Genomic DNA, 17,881 nt, shown 5'->3' on the forward strand with positions numbered 1-17,881 from the left:
GTGATGGCATTTTTTTGCCTCATAAATAGGAAGGAAGCTATATCGTGAGTGAAATAAAAGTAAATCAGCTCGGACATAAAGCGCCGAAGCTGAAAAAAGAATTAAAAAGCCGTCATATTACAATGATTTCTTTAGGCGGTACAATTGGTACGGGGCTATTTTTAGCCAGTGGAGGTGCAATTGCTCAGGCAGGGCCTGGAGGAGCATTGCTTGCCTATGCTTTAATCGGTATTATGGTGTATTTTTTAATGACAAGCTTAGGGGAAATGGCTGCCTATATGCCATCCTCAGGTTCATTTAGTACGTATGCAACCAAATTTGTAGATCCTGCTTTGGGCTTTGCATTAGGCTGGAACTACTGGTATAACTGGGCAATCACCATTGCTGCCGAAATTGCTGCTGTGTCATTAATTATGAAATATTGGTTCCCAGATAGCTCATCAGCACTTTGGACAGTATTATTTATTGCTGTTGTATTGACGTTTAATTTACTATCCGTAAAAAGTTATGGTGAAAGTGAATATTGGTTTGCCATGATTAAAGTAGCAACGGTTATTGTTTTTATTATCATTAGCTTACTAATGATTTTTGGTATTTTAGGTGGGCAGGCTCCTGTAGGTTTCACTAATTTCTTTGTTAGTGATGGGCCATTCCATGGTGGCTTCCTTGCTACATTTGGTATTTTCCTAGCTGCAGGATTTTCATTCCAAGGGACAGAATTACTAGGAATTACAGCTGGTGAAACAGATGATCCTGGTAAAAATATTCCGAAGGCTGTTAAATCTGTATTTTGGCGTATTCTTTTGTTCTATATTTTAGCGATTGGTGCAATTGGGATGTTAATTCCATTTACAGACGAACGTTTATTATCAGAAGATATCGCAGTATCACCGTTTACACTAGTGTTTGACCGCCTAGGTATTGCCTTTGCTGCTTCATTAATGAATGCCATTATTTTAACGGCTATGCTGTCAGCAGGAAATTCAGGACTATATGCATCTTCTCGTATGTTATGGCAATTAGCAGTGGATGGACATGCACCTAAATTTTTTGCAAAGCTAAGTCGTAGAGGTATTCCGATTTATGCACTTATGGCAACATTAGCTGTAGGCTGCTTAGCATTTTTGGCATCCTTCTTTGGCGATGGAGTGGTTTATATCTGGCTATTAAATGCTTCTGGAATGTCTGGCTTTATTGCATGGCTAGGTATTGCGTTTAGTCATTATCGTTTCCGCCGAGCGTTTGATGCACAAGGCTTAGATCCAAAGTTATTACCTTATAAAGCCAAATTATATCCGTTTGGACCATTATTTGCTTTTACAGTTTGTATGATCGTAGTCATTGGACAAAATTACACAGCCTTTACAGGCGATAAGATTGATTGGTACGGTATCCTTGTTTCGTATATTGGGATTCCATTATTTTTAGCATTATGGTTTGGCTATAAATTAAAGCACAAAACAAAAATGCTTCCACTTGAAGATTGTGATTTAAAAGTTGAAGATTAAATAATAGAGCTGTTCTATAAACCAAAGAGTGATGGTTTATGGAGCAGCTCTTTTTTCAACACTCATAAACAAATCTCTAATGATACATCATAAATATGGTAATGTAATATACATATGGAAATTGGGTTTTGATAGGAGAGGTGCATCATAGTGCAAAAGCATATTTTACTTGTAGAAGACGATGAAGCCATTCGTGAAATGGTTTCTAATTACTTAACGATGGAAGGTTTCCATGTCACAACAGTGACTAATGGCGAAGAGGCATTACAAAATTGTTTGCAAAATATCTTTGATTTGGTCATCTTAGATATTATGATACCTAAATTAAATGGATTGGAAGTATTAAAGATTATTAGAGAGCAGGCAGCACTTCCTATCATTATTATGTCTGCAAAAGACAGTGATGTTGATAAAGCATTGGGCTTAGGATTAGGGGCAGATGATTATATTGCTAAACCCTTTTCTATGCTGGAATTTTCAGCACGTGTAAAGGCTGTTATCAGAAGAGCTACGAAATACTCTAGTCAAGCTGAACAAAAGCAAGAGGTCCTTGAAATTGATAATTTAAAGATAGATATCGTTAATTTCTCAATAACAAAGAGCGGACAAGAGATAAAGCTGACATCAAAGGAATTTTCCATTTTAAAATTGTTTGTGACAAATCGTCACAGAGTTTTTACCAAAGAGCAAATTTATCAGACGATATGGAAAGATGCCTATTATGGAGATGAAAATATTATAAATGTACATATCAGAAGACTCCGTGAAAAAATAGAAGATGATCCGTCACATCCTCACTATATTAAAACCCTATGGGGAATCGGCTATAAATTTGAAGGGTAAAAATATATGATATTTCTATTATTATTAATCATTGTATTGCTAATCGGCATTCTTATTTTTCAATGGAAAATCAAGAAGGAACAAGAACGTGCTATCCAATATATTCATCGAAAACTACACGTAATTGTGAATGAACAGATGTATGAAAAGATTCTAGTAACAACTACAAATTCAGAAATTCAACAGTTACTTATTACACTGAATACTTTGCTAGATCAACATCAAAAAATTCAGGCTACACATCGTAAAATGGAAAATTCCATGAAAAAGATGTTGGCCAATATTTCACATGATCTTAAAACGCCTTTAACCGTTGTACTTGGCTATATTGAAATGCTTCAACTTCAAAACGGGATTAGTGACGAGGAACAGCAACGTTTACTTACGGGTGTACATGCTAAAACATTAGAAGTATTAAAAATTATTCATACATTTTTTGACTTGGCAAAATTAGAGGCTGGGGACACAGATTATCCAATCACTAAAATCAATGTCAGTGAAATATGCCGAAAAAATGTTTTGTCTTTTTACGATTTGGTTACTTCATTGGGATTAGATATTAAAATTGATATCCCTGAAAGCTCCATATATGCACTTGGTAATGAAGAAGCATTAAATAGAGTGCTAAACAATCTACTGTCTAATGCTATTGCATATGGAGCAGATGGCAATGTAATTGGAATTACTATAAGAAACGATGAAGCCAATATTGATATTGATGTGTGGGATTGTGGCAAGGGCATTGATGAATACCATATCGATCGCGTTTTTGAAAGGATGTATACACTTGAGGATTCTCGAAATAAATCTTTCCAAGGTAGCGGTCTGGGACTAACGATTACAAAGCGGCTTGTAGAAATAATGAATGGCTCGATCCGTTTATCGAGTATTCCCTATGAAAAAACTATTTTTACGATTTCGTTAAAGCGAATGATGTATTGAATCCATTATGCTTGTAGAGCTTTAATGCTTTGCAGGCTTTTTTACTTAAGAAATTTGTAAGAATGCAGTAATAAAATAGAGAGTTTCATTTTTTATAATGAAACTAGTCACAATTGAGGGAGAGAATTACATGACATACATTGTAAAAACAAATCAGCTTACGAAAGTGTACGATGGAAAGGAAGTTGTTTCTGCTGTCAATATGAACGTTAAGAAAGGTGAGATTTATGGATTTTTAGGTCCTAATGGTGCGGGTAAAACGACTGTTATGAAGATGCTAACTAATCTTACGAAACCTACAAGTGGGGATGTAGAAATTTTGGGGGCGAAATTGACGGACAAATCCTATGAAATACTAAAAAGAATGGGGACAATTATTGAATATCCTATTTTTTATGAAAAATTAACGGCTAGAGAGACCCTGGAATTACATTGTGAATACATGGGTTATTATGATAAGAAAGAAATTGCACATGTTCTTAATTTAGTAAAGTTATCGAATACAGAGAATAAGCAGGTTAAAGATTTTTCTCTGGGGATGAAGCAAAGATTAGGCATCGCAAGGGCCATTATTACAAAGCCAGAGTTACTTATATTAGACGAACCAATTAATGGATTGGACCCAGTAGGGATAAAGGAGTTAAGAGAGCTTTTCAAGATGCTTTGTAAGGAGTACGGCATAACTATTATTATCTCTAGTCATATTCTAGCTGAAATAGAACAATTGGTCGATACAATAGGTGTTATTAAGAATGGAAGGCTTATCACTGAGGTAGCAATGGATACTATTAATCGTGATCAGGTCAATTATACGGAAGTGATCGTAAGTGATGGGAAAAAGGCAGCGTTTATTATTGAAACCGAATTAAACATTACGAATTTTAAGCTGATGGATGATAACTCTATACGTATATACGACTCAACAGTATCCCAACAAAGCCTATCGAGAGCATTAATTGAACATGACGTTGAGATTGAAGAGATTAGTAAAAAAACTAGTTCATTAGAGGATTATTTCTTAAAGCTAATCAATGGAGGTGTTGTCCATGCTTAATTTAATGCGTTTAGAAATGAAAAAATTTCATTTAGGTTCATATGTTAAAGGAGCCATTATCGCTAATTTTGTTATTCTTGGTTTTTTGTTTATGATTTTATTTATTTCTAAAGTGGAAGGAGATCCAGGGCTTGAAAATTATGAGGTTGCATTCAGTGTTATTGATTCATTTGTAAGAGCAGTTTTTATGATTTTTGCTTCTACGTTAATAGCTAAGTTAATCATCGGAGAATATAAATTTAAAACCATTACATTAGCCTTTATGTATCCTATAAGTAGAAAGAAATTAATGGTCGCAAAGCTTGCTATTGTCATGCTATTTACTTTCAGTATGATCATTATCTCCAATGCTCTTATTACAACCATTTTTTGTATCATAAGCGATCGATATGAATTAATTCCTGATGTACTATCTAGTTCTTTAATTATCCAGCAAATACCTTCTGTATTGATGAATGCGATTGCTGCCTCAGGTATAGCTTTAATCCCATTGTATTTCGGGATGAGAAAATACTCTATACCGACAACTATCATTTCATCTATTATAATTGTGTCTGTAACTTCGTCAAATTCAGGTAACTTTACTTTAAACGATATTATTATTATTCCAATTACTTTAGCAATCGTGGGTCTTGGTATTGCTTATTTAGCCATTAGAAATATCGAAAAGGTGGATGTTTAATCAAAAAGATACCAGGTGCTCATTGCTATAGAGTACCTGGCTTTTTGTTATCCAAAAATTGTTTCCCACAGTAAGTAAATATTTAACGTAACAACAACGACTACGACAAACCAACCTAAAACAGTTGTAATACGGTGATTAACTAGGCTTCCCATAATGTCTCGTTTACTTGTAAACATAACAAGAGGGACAAGTGCAAAGGCAATACCAAATGATAAAACAACTTGACTAAGAACGAGAGCATAGGTAGCATTCACACCAGAGGCAATGATTGCAAGTGGTGGCACCATGGTAATCGCTCTACGTAAATAAAGAGGTATTTTTCTTTGAATGAAGCCTTGCATCACTACGTCACCAGCTAAAGTCCCTACAGAGGAGCTAGCAAGCCCTGCAATAAGTAAACCAAGACCAAAGGAAATGGCAGCCATTGGGCCGAGCGCAACTTTTAAGCCATTATAGGCAACATCTAAATCTTCAACTACAACACCTTGGGTATGGAATACGGCTGCGGCAATGATGAGCATGCTCATATTGATGGCACCAGCAATAATCATAGCGATGATAATATCGATAAATTCAAAACGGAAAATACGTTTTTTTTCTGCCTCATTTCGACCAATAATACGACTTTGAGTTAAAGAAGAATGTAAGTAAATAGCATGAGGCATAACGGTTGCACCTAAAATACCTGTTGCTAATAATAGTGAATCTACACCTTCAAATTGTGGTGTGAACATGCCAATCGCCACATCGCCCCATGCTGGCTGCGCTAAAAATGTTTGGAAGGCAAATGCCAATACAACAATTAAAACCATTCCAGAAATACCTGCTTCAAAGGCTCTAAATCCTCTTCTTTGCAACTCTAAAATAGCGAATGAACCTACTGCTGTAATCAATGCGGCGGGAAGCATTGGGATATTAAAAAGTAAATAAAGCCCTAATGCTGCTCCGATAAATTCCGCGAGGTCTGTGGCAATGATGACCAATTCTGCCTGTATCCATAAAAAGATAGATGTTTTTTTAGAAAAATGCTCGCGTGCGACTTCAGGTAAATTTTTTCCTGTCGCAATCCCAAGCTTGGCAGACAGGGACTGAATTAACACGGCCATTAAATTAGAAAAGGCTATAACCCAAAGTAGCAGGTAGCCGTATTGAGAGCCTGCTGTAATATTTGTAGCAAAATTGCCAGGATCAATATAGGCGACTGCTGCAATGAAAGCAGGTCCTAAAAATGGCAAGAATCTTCGCCAACCTTTTATATCTCCATCTAAAACCGCCTCTGCAGACGATTTTGTGACTCGTTTGTAAACCATATTGTTCCCTCGTTTCAAAAAGTATCATCAGTGAAATAAAGTTTCCTATAGGAAAATAAGATATTAGTATTCTAACGCTAGGAATAAAAAAAGTGAAGTAGTTTGCTTTATCCTTCTAAAATAAGTATGCTCTTTTGGATGAAGTGAATGAGTAGAAAAATTAAATTGCAGGAAAAATTCGAAATTTATAGAACTAATGAAATGTAGAAGGGAGACAAGGTGATGGATATGGTATGGGTAAAATCAAAAGTAACAATTCCACGTACAGTGCCAAATGTATTAGAGAGGAAGAAATTATTTTCTATTTTATCTAACAATCGAATGAAGAAACTAACCATTATACGGTCAGCCGCAGGATACGGAAAGACGACTCTTTTAAGTCTGTGGTTGAAGCATATTGATGAATCGGTAGCATGGTTTACTATCGATCAGAATGACAATGATCCTGTGAGATTTTTAAAGTACTTAATACATACATTATCTTTTAGCATATTGAATGTAGAACAAAAGTTAAACAATATACTAGATGAAACACCACCTTTTGAAACAATTATAGATACACTGTTAAACGATTTGGATACATATAAAGAAAATATTCATATTGTTTTTGATAATTTTCAAGAAATCCACAACCCTCAAATTCATCAAATTATCAATCGACTTATTGAATATTTACCAGCCAATGCACGGATCTATATAACTACACGAACTAATTTAGAACTTCCACTAGCAAAATGGCGTGTAAAAGGTTGGATACTAGAAGTCGGGACGGGTCAATTATGTTTTGATTTAGAAGAGCTACAATCTTTCTTTAATTCTGTTACTAATGATGAACAGAAGGATGCGCTGAAGCCTTTATTAAAGACTACAGGGGGCTGGATAGCAGGTATCCAACTGATAAAGCTATCAACAGGAGGAATGATAGGTAATCTTAGTAGTGAAGAAATTTTAGCCAAAGCTAGTTCATATATACATGAGTACTTCATGCAAGAAATTCTTTTAATATTACCTCATGAATTGCAAGATTTTCTACTAAGAACTTCCATTTTAAACTACTTAGATCCGAGTGTTTGTGCATCCATCACGAACGGATTAGATAGTTTAACTACATTCTCAGAGCTGGAGAAAAATTGTTTGTTTATCGAACAAGTACAAGCTCATCCACCCGTTTATCGTTACCAAACTTTATTTAGGCATGCCCTACAGGTAGAATTTCAAAGGCAATATTCCTATGAAATGATTACCTCTATTTATTACGAAGCAGCCACTAATTTATGCCAAAGAGAAGACTATGTAGCGGCAATTGAGCTTGCTTTAAATGGCGAATTATACAAGCTTGCACATGAATGGATTCAAAAATATTTAGTCGAAATATTTGCCGAGGGACATACTCTATTATTCGGGCAGTGGATACAGAAATTAAGGAATGCTCAGTTTCCAGTAGATATTAATATGCTTGTCTTATATATTACTACTCTGTTTTCAACCCATGAAATTGATCAGGCGAATAAAATCATAGAGGAACTACTATTTAAACAAAATAAATGGAAATGGATGGATGGTTTTCAGTTCATTGCTGTATCAAAAATCTTTGAAATTATGAATGCTTATATTGGTTATATCAAGGATGGAAATCTTGAAAAAGCAAAAGTAGGTTTACAAACACGCGTAAATGTAAGAAAGAATAAATCATCTTTATATCATATATCCTTAAAATATAATCAATTTGAGCCTAGAATTTTACGTACGTTTGTAGGAGCAAGAGGAAAATTCTTATCAGTAGAAAAAATGGATGAATTGATTCACGTGTTGAATGAAAGTGAAATAAGGGAGCGAAATATTACAGGGGTTACCTATGGGTTACTAGCCGAAATTTTGTATGAGATAAATGATTTAGATAGAGCAAGTAAAGAGCTACAGATCGGTTTACAATACGGTTTACGTTTTCAAGATCCAGGATTATTTATACCAATGTACTTGTTAAAGGCTCGTATTTATATGACTAAAAAACAATTCGAAGAAGCTCATATGTTATTGATTGAAGCTATGAAGGAAACCGATAAACCTTATTGGGTCGGTATGCTTTATATTATGAAAGCACAATCTTATTTATTGGAAGGGAATATTTCATATGCGCAACAGGAATTTTTTAAAGTTACAGATTTTATGAATTATAGAATTGCATCAAGAAATCCCTTTTATTTATTAGTTCAAGGTAAAATCCTATATGCTAAAAATCAACTGGAGGAAGCATTGCAAACTGCTATTCGTTTAAAAGAAGGGGCAACTCAGGAAAAGCAAATCGTTACGCTTATTGAAGCAGGTCTGCTAGAAGCCATTTGTCATTTTTCACTTGGTAAAGAGGATTTTGCTTTAACAGTATTACACGCTACCCTTGAACATGGAGTGTCCTATGGATATTACCGCACATTTATAGAGGAGGATACTATCTGGCCATTACTTAATAAATACTGGCGTCTACGTCAGCATAGTAAGGGAGATACATTTAAGTCAGTGCCATTAGCCTATGTAAATAAACTATTGCAGAATGACAGCTCAGAAGATGAGTTTTTCGCTAACTTTACTGCAAGAGAAAAAGATGTTCTGCAATTACTCGCAGAAGGTGCTTCTAATAAGGAGATTGCACAACAATTGCAGCTGACAGAGGGAACAATTCGTATATATTTAACAGGAATTTATAGTAAAATAGGTGTGAAATCTCGCACGAAGGCCATTTTATGGGCAAAAGAATGGCTAGGCTTTTAAAGTTGTTAAAGAGAAGGGAGGTCTACATGATGCCAAATATTTTAGTAGCCTCAAAAACAACAGTCCCTCAAACGGGCAAGCAAATTATTGAGCGAGAACGATTAAATGCCATTCTACACCAGTCAACAGCAAAACTTATAGTAGTACAAGCGCCAGCAGGGTATGGTAAAACCACTTTGTTAAGTAGTTGGTTTCAGCAACTTGAAACGACAGTTGCATGGTATACAGTGGACCAAACAGACAATGATCCCATTCGTTATTGGAAGTATTTAATTCACGCTATTGGTCATTCCTTGCAGCCTGAAGCTGCCTCACGGATTGATTCTATACTCCATGCTCAACCACAGTTACCATTAGAGTTTTTAGTGGACTCTCTCTTATATGAATTATCGCTATCTACTAAAAAGATTCATATTATGATTGATGATTATCATCATATTCATAATGTTGCTATCCATCAAGCGATGACTCGACTAATTGATTTCTTACCTGAAAATTGCTTTATTTATTTGACTAGTAGATCAACTATTTCATTACCTATTGCAAAGTGGAGATTAAACCATTGCTTGCTTGAAATTGGTTTAGAGCAACTTCTTTTTACATATGAAGAGACAATAAAATTTTATAAAAATTTAAATAATAAGCTGGATGTAAAGGCACTTCAAAGGGTTTTTGAGATAACGGAGGGCTGGCCAACAGGGTTGCAATTAACTAATTTAGCAGGTTTCCACAATGTAGACAAAGAGTTTAGAGAAAGTAATTTATATGTGTTCCAATATTTAATGAGTGAGGTTTTTTCAAAACTAGCACCACCCCTACAAATCTTTCTTCTTTATACTTCACTTTTGGAACAATTAACCGCTGATACATGTAATGTCCTAACAAACCGTACTGATGCTCAAGTAGTCTTATTAGAGCTTGATCAACAAGGATTATTTATTAGCAGAGTAGAAGCAAAAGAGCAGGTTTTTCGATATCACAATTTATTTAGAGAAGCATTGCGCCAAGAATTGAGCAATCGTTTTACTCAGCAGGATATTTTGTATTTATATGAAAAGGCAGCTGTAGCTTTATATAATAATGGGAATTTTTTATCTGCTATAGAGCTTGCTTTAAGCGGCAACGTATTTATGTATGCTGAACAATGGATTCAGGAGCATCTTGTAACATTTCTTTCCTGTGGTCATTCAACATCCTATGTAAAATGGATTGATACATTTTTGTCTAATGGCTATGAGGTACACCCAGAGTTGATGGTAATGTATGCCTATACACTCGCAGCATTACACAATTTAGAAGATGCTTATCGGACGATACTAGACCTAGAACAAAAGCATAGGTCCAATCAATGGATGAATAAAAGTGAGTATGCATCTGCTGTCGATGATTTTCTAGGTGTGAAAGCCTATGTCTTTGTCATGAAAAACGGAGATCTTTCTCAAGCTGGGGAATATATTCGACAAAGACTGGAGAGAAATCCAGTCGGGTCCAAATGGGACGCAATATTTATACAATATAATCAATCAGAGCCTATGTTGTTTAGAACAAATATCGGGTCTCGAGGAAAGTTACTTTCAGATGAACAGGCTATGTCTTATTTTGCTAAGTTTAGAACAGGGAAATTTAAAAACTTAAGTATGACGGGCTATAGCTATGGCGTGCGTGCAGAAAAATTATATGAGTGGAACCAATTTGCTGAGCTATCAACAGAATTAGAGGAAGCTATACGTTCTGGACATCAATTTCAAGATGCAGGATTGTTAGTACCGATGTATATTCTTAAAAGTAAAATAGCCGTGTTAGAACAGCAATATATAGTTGCTCAAGGGGTTTTAGATCATGCAATTGAAGCTGTCAATGAACGCCAGTGGATTGATAGTATAAGAGTAATGAAGGCACTATTATTTTTACGTGAAGACAATGTTGTCCAAGCAGAACAGGAGTTAGCTAAGGTCAAAGTAGGTAAGGATTTTCCATTTTATTTGCTAGTAAAAGCACGTTATTTACTCATGGAAGGACATCTACTAGCAGCGCAGCAATTGATTATAAAGGTGCAATCACAGGCGCAACAACAAGAACAGCTATCTACTCGTATAGAAGCGACAATTTTATTAGCCATATGTTTGGTTGAGCAAGGACAAGCAGATGAGGCGTTAGAAAAATTACATCAAGCCTTGAAATTAGCCGAACCATATCAATATATCAGAACCTTTATAGATGAGCCTCAAACATATGCTTTATTAAAAAAATATGCCGCTATTCGAAAGCAATCTTTTGAAATGGAGTGGAGGGAGGTTTCCATGAGCTACGTTGAGCACTTGCTCCAATGTGTTCAAAAGTATAAGCAAATTTCACCATTGGCGTCCCTTACAACTCGTGAACAGGAAATATTTTTATTATTATCAGAAGGTGCTTCAAATAAAGAAATAGCCGAGCAATTATTTTTATCTGAAGGTACCATACGTGTCTATCTATCGGGGATTTATAGTAAGTTAGGTGTTAAAAATCGAGCGCAGGCAATATTATCAAAACAATCCAAATAAAGCAAACCGCTATCAATTTTTTGATAGCGGTTTGTTTATAGTTAGTGAAAAATTAACATTCCTCAATAGTAGAAGTAAATTGATTTTTTTATGATAAAGAAGAGTGTTTTCCTTATATAGAAGCATTATCGAAAGGATTCACAAAGGAAGGGGACTATGTTGAAGCTGAAAATTTACAGAAGGAGAGAGGATGAATGAAGAAAAACATTACCATTATACTTATGGTATTACTGCTCTTTTTCCAATGGGGGCAACCCCTGACCTATGCGAATGAACAAAATGACATAGAAGAAAAAGTTCAAGAAGCAGGTGGAAATGAAGTAGATAATAAGAGTGAAGTTGAAGATCATGAGGAAATAGATAGCAATCGTCATTTAACCAATTTCAATACAAGCGAATTTGAGATACAACCAAATAGCACCGGTGTAACGATTATAAAATATTTAGGCGCGGGGGGACCTGTGATTATTCCTGAAATTATTGGAGGGAAGCCCGTAACAATTATAGGAAATCTCGCGTTTTACGACTCTAAACTAACAGAAATAGTGATTCCTGAAAGTGTAATAACGATAGGTGATTGGGCTTTTGCAGATAATCTGCTGAGCACGGTGGTGATTCCCGATAGTGTGACGGATATAGGACGTTGGACATTCCACAACAATAAATTAACAAGCGTGGCCATTTCAAAAAGCATCACTACCATAGGATATCAAGCATTTTATGGTAATCAGCTAGTACATGTAGATATACCTGATGGTGTTACTGATATAGAGCATCAGGCGTTTTTTGGAAATCGAATAACAACTGTAAATATTCCTGATAGTGTAACAAAAATAGGTACCCGAGCTTTTACAAGCAATCGGATAACTAATATAAAGATTCCAAATAGCGTAACAAGTATAGGAGATGAGGCATTTGCCTATAATCAGTTAATTAATGTGGAACTTCCAAACAGTATATCAAGTATAGGAAATAATGTATTTGAAAGTAATAAGATAACAACTGTAAACATTCCAAATAGTGTTACAAGTATAGGGAAGGGAGCATTTCAAGCTAATTACTTAACAAATATAGAACTTCCAAATAGTCTTCTTAGTATAGGAAATCTGGCATTTTATAATAATCAGTTAAAAAGTATAGTCATTCCTAATAATGTTACAAGTATAGGGGATTGGGCATTTGGACAAAATCGTCTTACATCTATAGAGCTTCCAGATAGTCTTCTTAGTATAGGAAATCTGGCATTTAATGATAATCAATTATCGAATGTTTCTTTCCCAAACAGTTTAAAGAGCATTGGGGATAGGGCATTTGAAATTAATCGGTTACAATGGGTTCAATTTAATAGCCCATTAATGTCAGGAGCAAATACATTTATCAGCCAAGGTGTTACTTTTGAAGGTTGGTACCAGGATTTATCATGGGTAACACAATGGGATGGGAATGTAACACAGCCATTAAGAATTTATGCCAAGGGAAATGTACAACAGTACACAGTTACATTTGAAACAAATACTGATACCACCATAGAGGTACAGAAAGTACTGGCTGGAGAAAAGGCGGTAGTCCCAGATGCTCCAGTGAAAGCAGGTTTTACATTTGGTGGTTGGTATAAGGATGAAGAATTGAATATACCCTGGAGCTTTGATACAGATGTGATAACAGAGAATATAATCTTGTATGCCAAATGGGAAAAGATAGCCACTCAATATACGGTGAATTTTGAAACAAATGGAGGAAGTACAGTAGTATCACAGAAGGTAACTGAAGATACCTTGGCAACAAAGCCAGCGGACCCAACAAAAGCTGGCTATGAGTTTGCAGGTTGGTATATGGATCCCGCATTCAGTACACCATGGAATTTTGCAACGGATAAGGTAACCGAAAATACAACCTTGTATGCCAAATGGGAAAAGATAGCCACACAATATACGGTGAATTTTGAAACAAATGGAGGAAGTACAGTAGTATCACAGAAGGTAACGGAAGACACCTTAGCAATAAAGCCAGCAAACCCAATAAAGGCAGGCTATGAATTTGCAGGTTGGTATATGGATCCCGCATTCAATACACCATGGAATTTTGCAACGGATAAGGTAACCGAAAATACAACCTTGTATGCCAAATGGGAAAAGGTAGCCACGCAATATACGTTGGATTTTGAAACAAATGGAGGAAGTACAGTAGTATCACAGAAGGTAACGGAAGACACCTTAGCAATAAAGCCAGTAAATCCCACAAAGGCTGGCTATATATTTACAGGCTGGTATAAGGATATTAATCTCACAATACCATGGGATTTTTCCAAAGATGTAGTGAAGGCCAATCTTACATTATATGCCCATTGGGTAACAGGCGGTTCAACGGGTGGTGGAGGAAGTATATCTCCGAATCCAGCCCCAATACCGGAGCCTACCATACCTATAAAACCACAGCCTAAACCTGAAGAGCCAACTGATCCACAGCCAACAGAGTCAGCACCCCAACAAGAGTCAGATATCATCTTCTCAGATATTTCTCAAGAACATTGGGCATGGACGATGATTCAGGAGATGGCAAGACAGGGCATTATTACAGGCTATCAAGATGGCACCTTCAAGCCAAATGCACCAATTCAGCGCCAGCATGTTGCCCTGATGTTAACCAGAGCGTTAGAGCTAGAACCGAAAAAAGAGACGTTTATATTTAATGATATTCCTGAAAGTCATCTCTATTTTGAGGTAATTAAACAAGTGCAACAAGCAGGACTGTTTGATGGCATAGATGGAAACTTCCACCCAAAATCTAATATGACACGTTCACAAATGGCAAAAGTATTGGTCGAGGCTTTAACCTTAACAGCCCATAAGAAAGAAACATTTAATGATGTATCTGCTGCTCATTGGGCATACAATTATATTGCTATTCTTGCGTCAAACGGTATCACAATAGGTGATCAAGGTAATTTTAGACCTAATGATCCTGTTACACGGGCAGAATTCGCAATCTTTTTATATAGAGCCCTCTCTCAATAAGAATAAATCCCATCACTGGTGTGATAAGACTACCAATGATGGGATTTTTGTATTTACCTAAAAATAATTAACATTCCTCAATAGTAGGAGTAAATAATTACCTTTAAGATGAAGAAGAATTATTTCATTTTTAAAGAAAGGAGAGACTATATGAAAGCAAAATGTGTTAGATATGGAATATGGTTTACACTATTTATCTTCCTTATGTTATTGAAAATCCCTTTTACTTTTGCTAATGAAGCTGATTATGATGTGGAAGATAGTCCTGATGGATCGATAACTATAAAGACATACACAGGTACTGGCGGAGATATGGTAATTCCTCATCAAATACAAGGGAAAATAGTTACAGGGATAGACCCTTGGGTGTTTACTAATAAAAAGCTGACAAGCCTCACAATACCAGAAACATTAACAACAATTGGTGCATATGCCTTTTATCAAAATCAGTTAACAAGTGTGACACTGCCAAGTAATCTAACGAACATTAGTGATGGTGTATTTTCCTTAAACCAACTAACAAATGTGATACTTCCAAATAATCTAAGTAGTATCGGAAATTATGCATTTTCCGGAAATTTGCTAGAAAGCGTAGATATACCTAATAGTGTTATTAGTATAGGAGATCACGCATTTTCAACGAATGATATTGTCAATGTGAAAATCCCAGAGGGTGTAAAAATAATAGGGTCAAATGCATTTGCAAGGAATGATATTGAAAGTTTAGAGATACCAGAAAGTGTGAAAAGCATTGGAGATGAAGCCTTTTCAAATAATTACCTAAAGGAAATCATTATATATTCTAAAGATGTTGAAATAGGTGATGATGCTTTTATAGGGCATAGTCCTAACCTTGTTATTTATGCTCCAGAGAATTCTTCTGCAAAAGAGTATGCAGATAGGTTGAATATAAACTTTCAAGGTATAAATTCTCCAGATCCTGTCAATGAAGCGGATTATGAGTGGACAAAAAATAGGGATGGGTCAGTAACGATTAGAGATTACATAGGTACTGATATGGCAATAACCATTCCAAGTCAGCTAGATGGCAGGGTAGTAACAGCAATAGGTAGTGGAGCATTTGGTGAAAAAGGTCTTACGCAGGTAATTATACCAGACAGTGTAACAAGCATTGGAGATGTGGCATTTGCAGAAAATCAATTAACGTATGTGAAACTACCAAATAACCTTAAAAAGATAGGTGAAGGTGTATTCTTTACAAATAAACTTACTGCTATAGAAATACCAGATCAAGTTACTCAAATTGGCTCATATGCATTTTTAGATAATGCACTTGCTACAGTTAAGCTGCCAAATCAACTTAAGACAATTGGGGATTTCGCATTTATGGAGAACCAATTAACAAACATTGAGTTACCAACAACTTTGGAGACTATAGGAGAATGGGCGTTTTCAGATAATCACATAACCTCTTTAGTAATACCTACTAGTGTCGTAAGTATAGGAGCGTATGCATTTGCTACCAATAAACTTTCAAATGTAACGATTCCCTCAAGTATAACAAGTATAGCGGAAAGTGTATTTCTCGATAATCAGCTTACAAGTATAGAGATTCCTAGTAGTGTAACGAATATTGGTAGATGGGCATTTGGCGAGAATAGACTTAGTAGTTTAGAAATTCCTAAAAATGTAATGACTGTAGAGGATAATGCCTTTAATGACAATAATCTTAAACATGTGAAAATATTATCGGATGCAACGATTCTTTTAGAAGATATTTTTAATGCAAATCCAAGTAATTTAATTATTTATGGTCATGATGCATCGACTGCTCAAGCCTATGCCAATCAAAATAATCACCAGTTCGAGTTACTTACTTATCGAATTATCTATCATGGAAATGGCTCTGAACAAGGAAATCCACCAGTAGATATGAATATGTATCCAAGAAATACTCCCGCAACGATCTTAGATAATATAGGATCTTTAGAAAAAACTGGCTATACATTTGATGGTTGGAACAGCACTAACGTGGGAGATGGTATAGATTATACGGTCAATAGCATTGTTGATATTGAAGAATCCAATCTTGCCTTGTATGCGAAATGGAAAGCAAATTCATATGTTGTCACATTTAATACAAATGGGGGGACAGCAATCAATCCTATTACAGTAATTTATGAGACACTAGTAAGTAAACCAGTAATCCCTATAAAACCAGGGTATACATTTTTAGGCTGGTATAAGGATGCTCAATTCACCACACCATGGAATTTTACAACGGATATGATAACCCAAAATACAACCTTGTATGCAAAATGGGAAAACGTCGTCGCACAGTATACGGTGGATTTCGAAACAAATGGAGGAAGTGCAGTAGCATCACAGAAGGTAACTAAAGATACCTTAGCAACAAATCCAGTAAATCCAACAAAGGCAGGCTATACATTTACAGGCTGGTATAAGGATATTGAACTGACGATACCATGGAATTTTTCTAAAGATGTAGTGAAGTCCAATACCACCTTATATGCCCATTGGGTAAAAGACGGTTCATCGGGTGGTGGAGGAAGTATATCTCCGAATCCATCCCCAATACCAGAGCCAACCATACCTGAAAAACAAGAACCTAAACCTGAAGAACAAAAACCTAAACCTGAAGAACCAATTGATCCACAACCAACAGAGCCAGATATCATCTTCTCAGATATTTCTCAAGGACATTGGGCCTGGGCGATGATTCAGGAGATGGCAAAGCAGGGCATTATTACAGGCTATCAAGATGGCACCTTCAAGCCAAATGCACCAATTCAGCGCCAGCATGCTGCCCTGATATTAACAAGAGCATTAGCGCTAGAACCGAAAAAAGATGCGCGCGAATTTAACGATATACCTAAAAGCCATCTCTATTTTGGGGTAATCGATCAGGTGCAACAAGCAGGTCTGTTTGAAGGGGTAGATGGGAACTTCCAGCCAACTACGAATTTGACACGTGCTCAAATGGCAAAAGTATTAGTTCTTGCCTTTAATTTAACTTCATCGAATAAAGATACTTTCGAGGATGTGCCAAAAACACACTGGGCACACAACTTTATCGCTATACTTGCAGGAAATGGGATCACAATTGGAGATAATGGCAACTTTAGACCAAATGATCCTGTAACACGTGCGGAGTTTGTAGCATTTTTGTATAGAGCTTTGCATCAATAATTACCTCACCAATGGCTATCCATAAAGCTTTTGGTGAGATTTTTT

Annotated in this window: 10 protein-coding genes; 9 read left to right on the forward strand and 1 reads right to left on the reverse strand. The window is 35.9% G+C overall.

The annotated features are described in order from the left end of the window. Positions 1–44 precede the first annotated feature (44 nt). From MKY76_RS01390 to MKY76_RS01410, 5 genes are all read left to right on the forward strand, one after another. The gene (locus MKY76_RS01390; protein ID WP_054548681.1) at positions 45–1,508 is read left to right on the forward strand and encodes an amino acid permease; all 1,464 of its coding nucleotides are present in this window, start codon (positions 45–47) and stop codon (positions 1,506–1,508) included. Between the two features lie 150 nt (positions 1,509–1,658). Beyond that, positions 1,659–2,351 carry a response regulator transcription factor gene (locus tag MKY76_RS01395; protein ID WP_342557286.1) on the forward strand — a complete coding sequence of 231 codons (693 nt, stop codon included), beginning with the start codon at positions 1,659–1,661 and terminating at the stop codon, positions 2,349–2,351. Positions 2,352–2,357: 6 nt separating this feature from the next. Next, positions 2,358–3,293 carry a sensor histidine kinase gene (locus tag MKY76_RS01400; protein WP_342557287.1) on the forward strand — a complete coding sequence of 312 codons (936 nt, stop codon included), beginning with the start codon at positions 2,358–2,360 and terminating at the stop codon, positions 3,291–3,293. A gap of 130 nt (positions 3,294–3,423) precedes the next feature. Next, complete coding sequence (locus MKY76_RS01405; RefSeq protein WP_257962268.1) at positions 3,424–4,347, forward strand: ABC transporter ATP-binding protein; 924 nt, start codon at positions 3,424–3,426, stop codon at positions 4,345–4,347. Further along, entirely contained in the window at positions 4,340–5,029 is a 690-nt protein-coding gene (locus MKY76_RS01410; RefSeq protein ID WP_048391929.1) for an ABC transporter permease, read from the forward strand. Before MKY76_RS01405 ends, MKY76_RS01410 begins: the two co-directional genes overlap by 8 nt. Positions 5,030–5,076: 47 nt before the next feature. On the opposite strand, the gene MKY76_RS01415 is transcribed toward MKY76_RS01410, so the two are convergent. Continuing rightward, positions 5,077–6,342 carry an Nramp family divalent metal transporter gene (locus tag MKY76_RS01415; RefSeq protein ID WP_257962269.1) on the reverse strand — a complete coding sequence of 422 codons (1,266 nt, stop codon included), beginning with the start codon at positions 6,340–6,342 and terminating at the stop codon, positions 5,077–5,079. A gap of 222 nt (positions 6,343–6,564) precedes the next feature. Between MKY76_RS01415 and MKY76_RS01420 the strand changes: the two genes are divergently transcribed. The 4 genes from MKY76_RS01420 (at position 6,565) to MKY76_RS01435 (ending at position 17,836) form a co-directional block, all read left to right on the forward strand. Further along, a complete protein-coding gene (locus MKY76_RS01420) occupies positions 6,565–9,108 on the forward strand; it encodes a LuxR C-terminal-related transcriptional regulator (protein WP_342557288.1) in 2,544 nt (847 codons plus the stop codon). A gap of 26 nt (positions 9,109–9,134) precedes the next feature. Then, complete coding sequence (locus tag MKY76_RS01425) at positions 9,135–11,651, forward strand: LuxR C-terminal-related transcriptional regulator (protein ID WP_342557289.1); 2,517 nt, start codon at positions 9,135–9,137, stop codon at positions 11,649–11,651. 194 nt (positions 11,652–11,845) lie between these two features. Further along, positions 11,846–14,665, forward strand: a complete 2,820-nt coding sequence (locus MKY76_RS01430) for an InlB B-repeat-containing protein (RefSeq protein ID WP_342557290.1) — start codon at positions 11,846–11,848, stop codon at positions 14,663–14,665. A 150-nt stretch (positions 14,666–14,815) separates the two neighbouring features. Then, positions 14,816–17,836: a leucine-rich repeat protein gene (locus MKY76_RS01435; RefSeq protein ID WP_342557291.1), complete on the forward strand. Its 3,021-nt coding sequence runs from the start codon at positions 14,816–14,818 to the stop codon at positions 17,834–17,836. The last annotated feature ends 45 nt before the right edge of the window (positions 17,837–17,881 follow it).

The sequence above is a fragment of the Lysinibacillus sp. FSL P4-0201 genome (assembly GCF_038593425.1).
Classification (GTDB): Bacteria; Bacillota; Bacilli; order Bacillales_A; family Planococcaceae; genus Lysinibacillus; species Lysinibacillus capsici.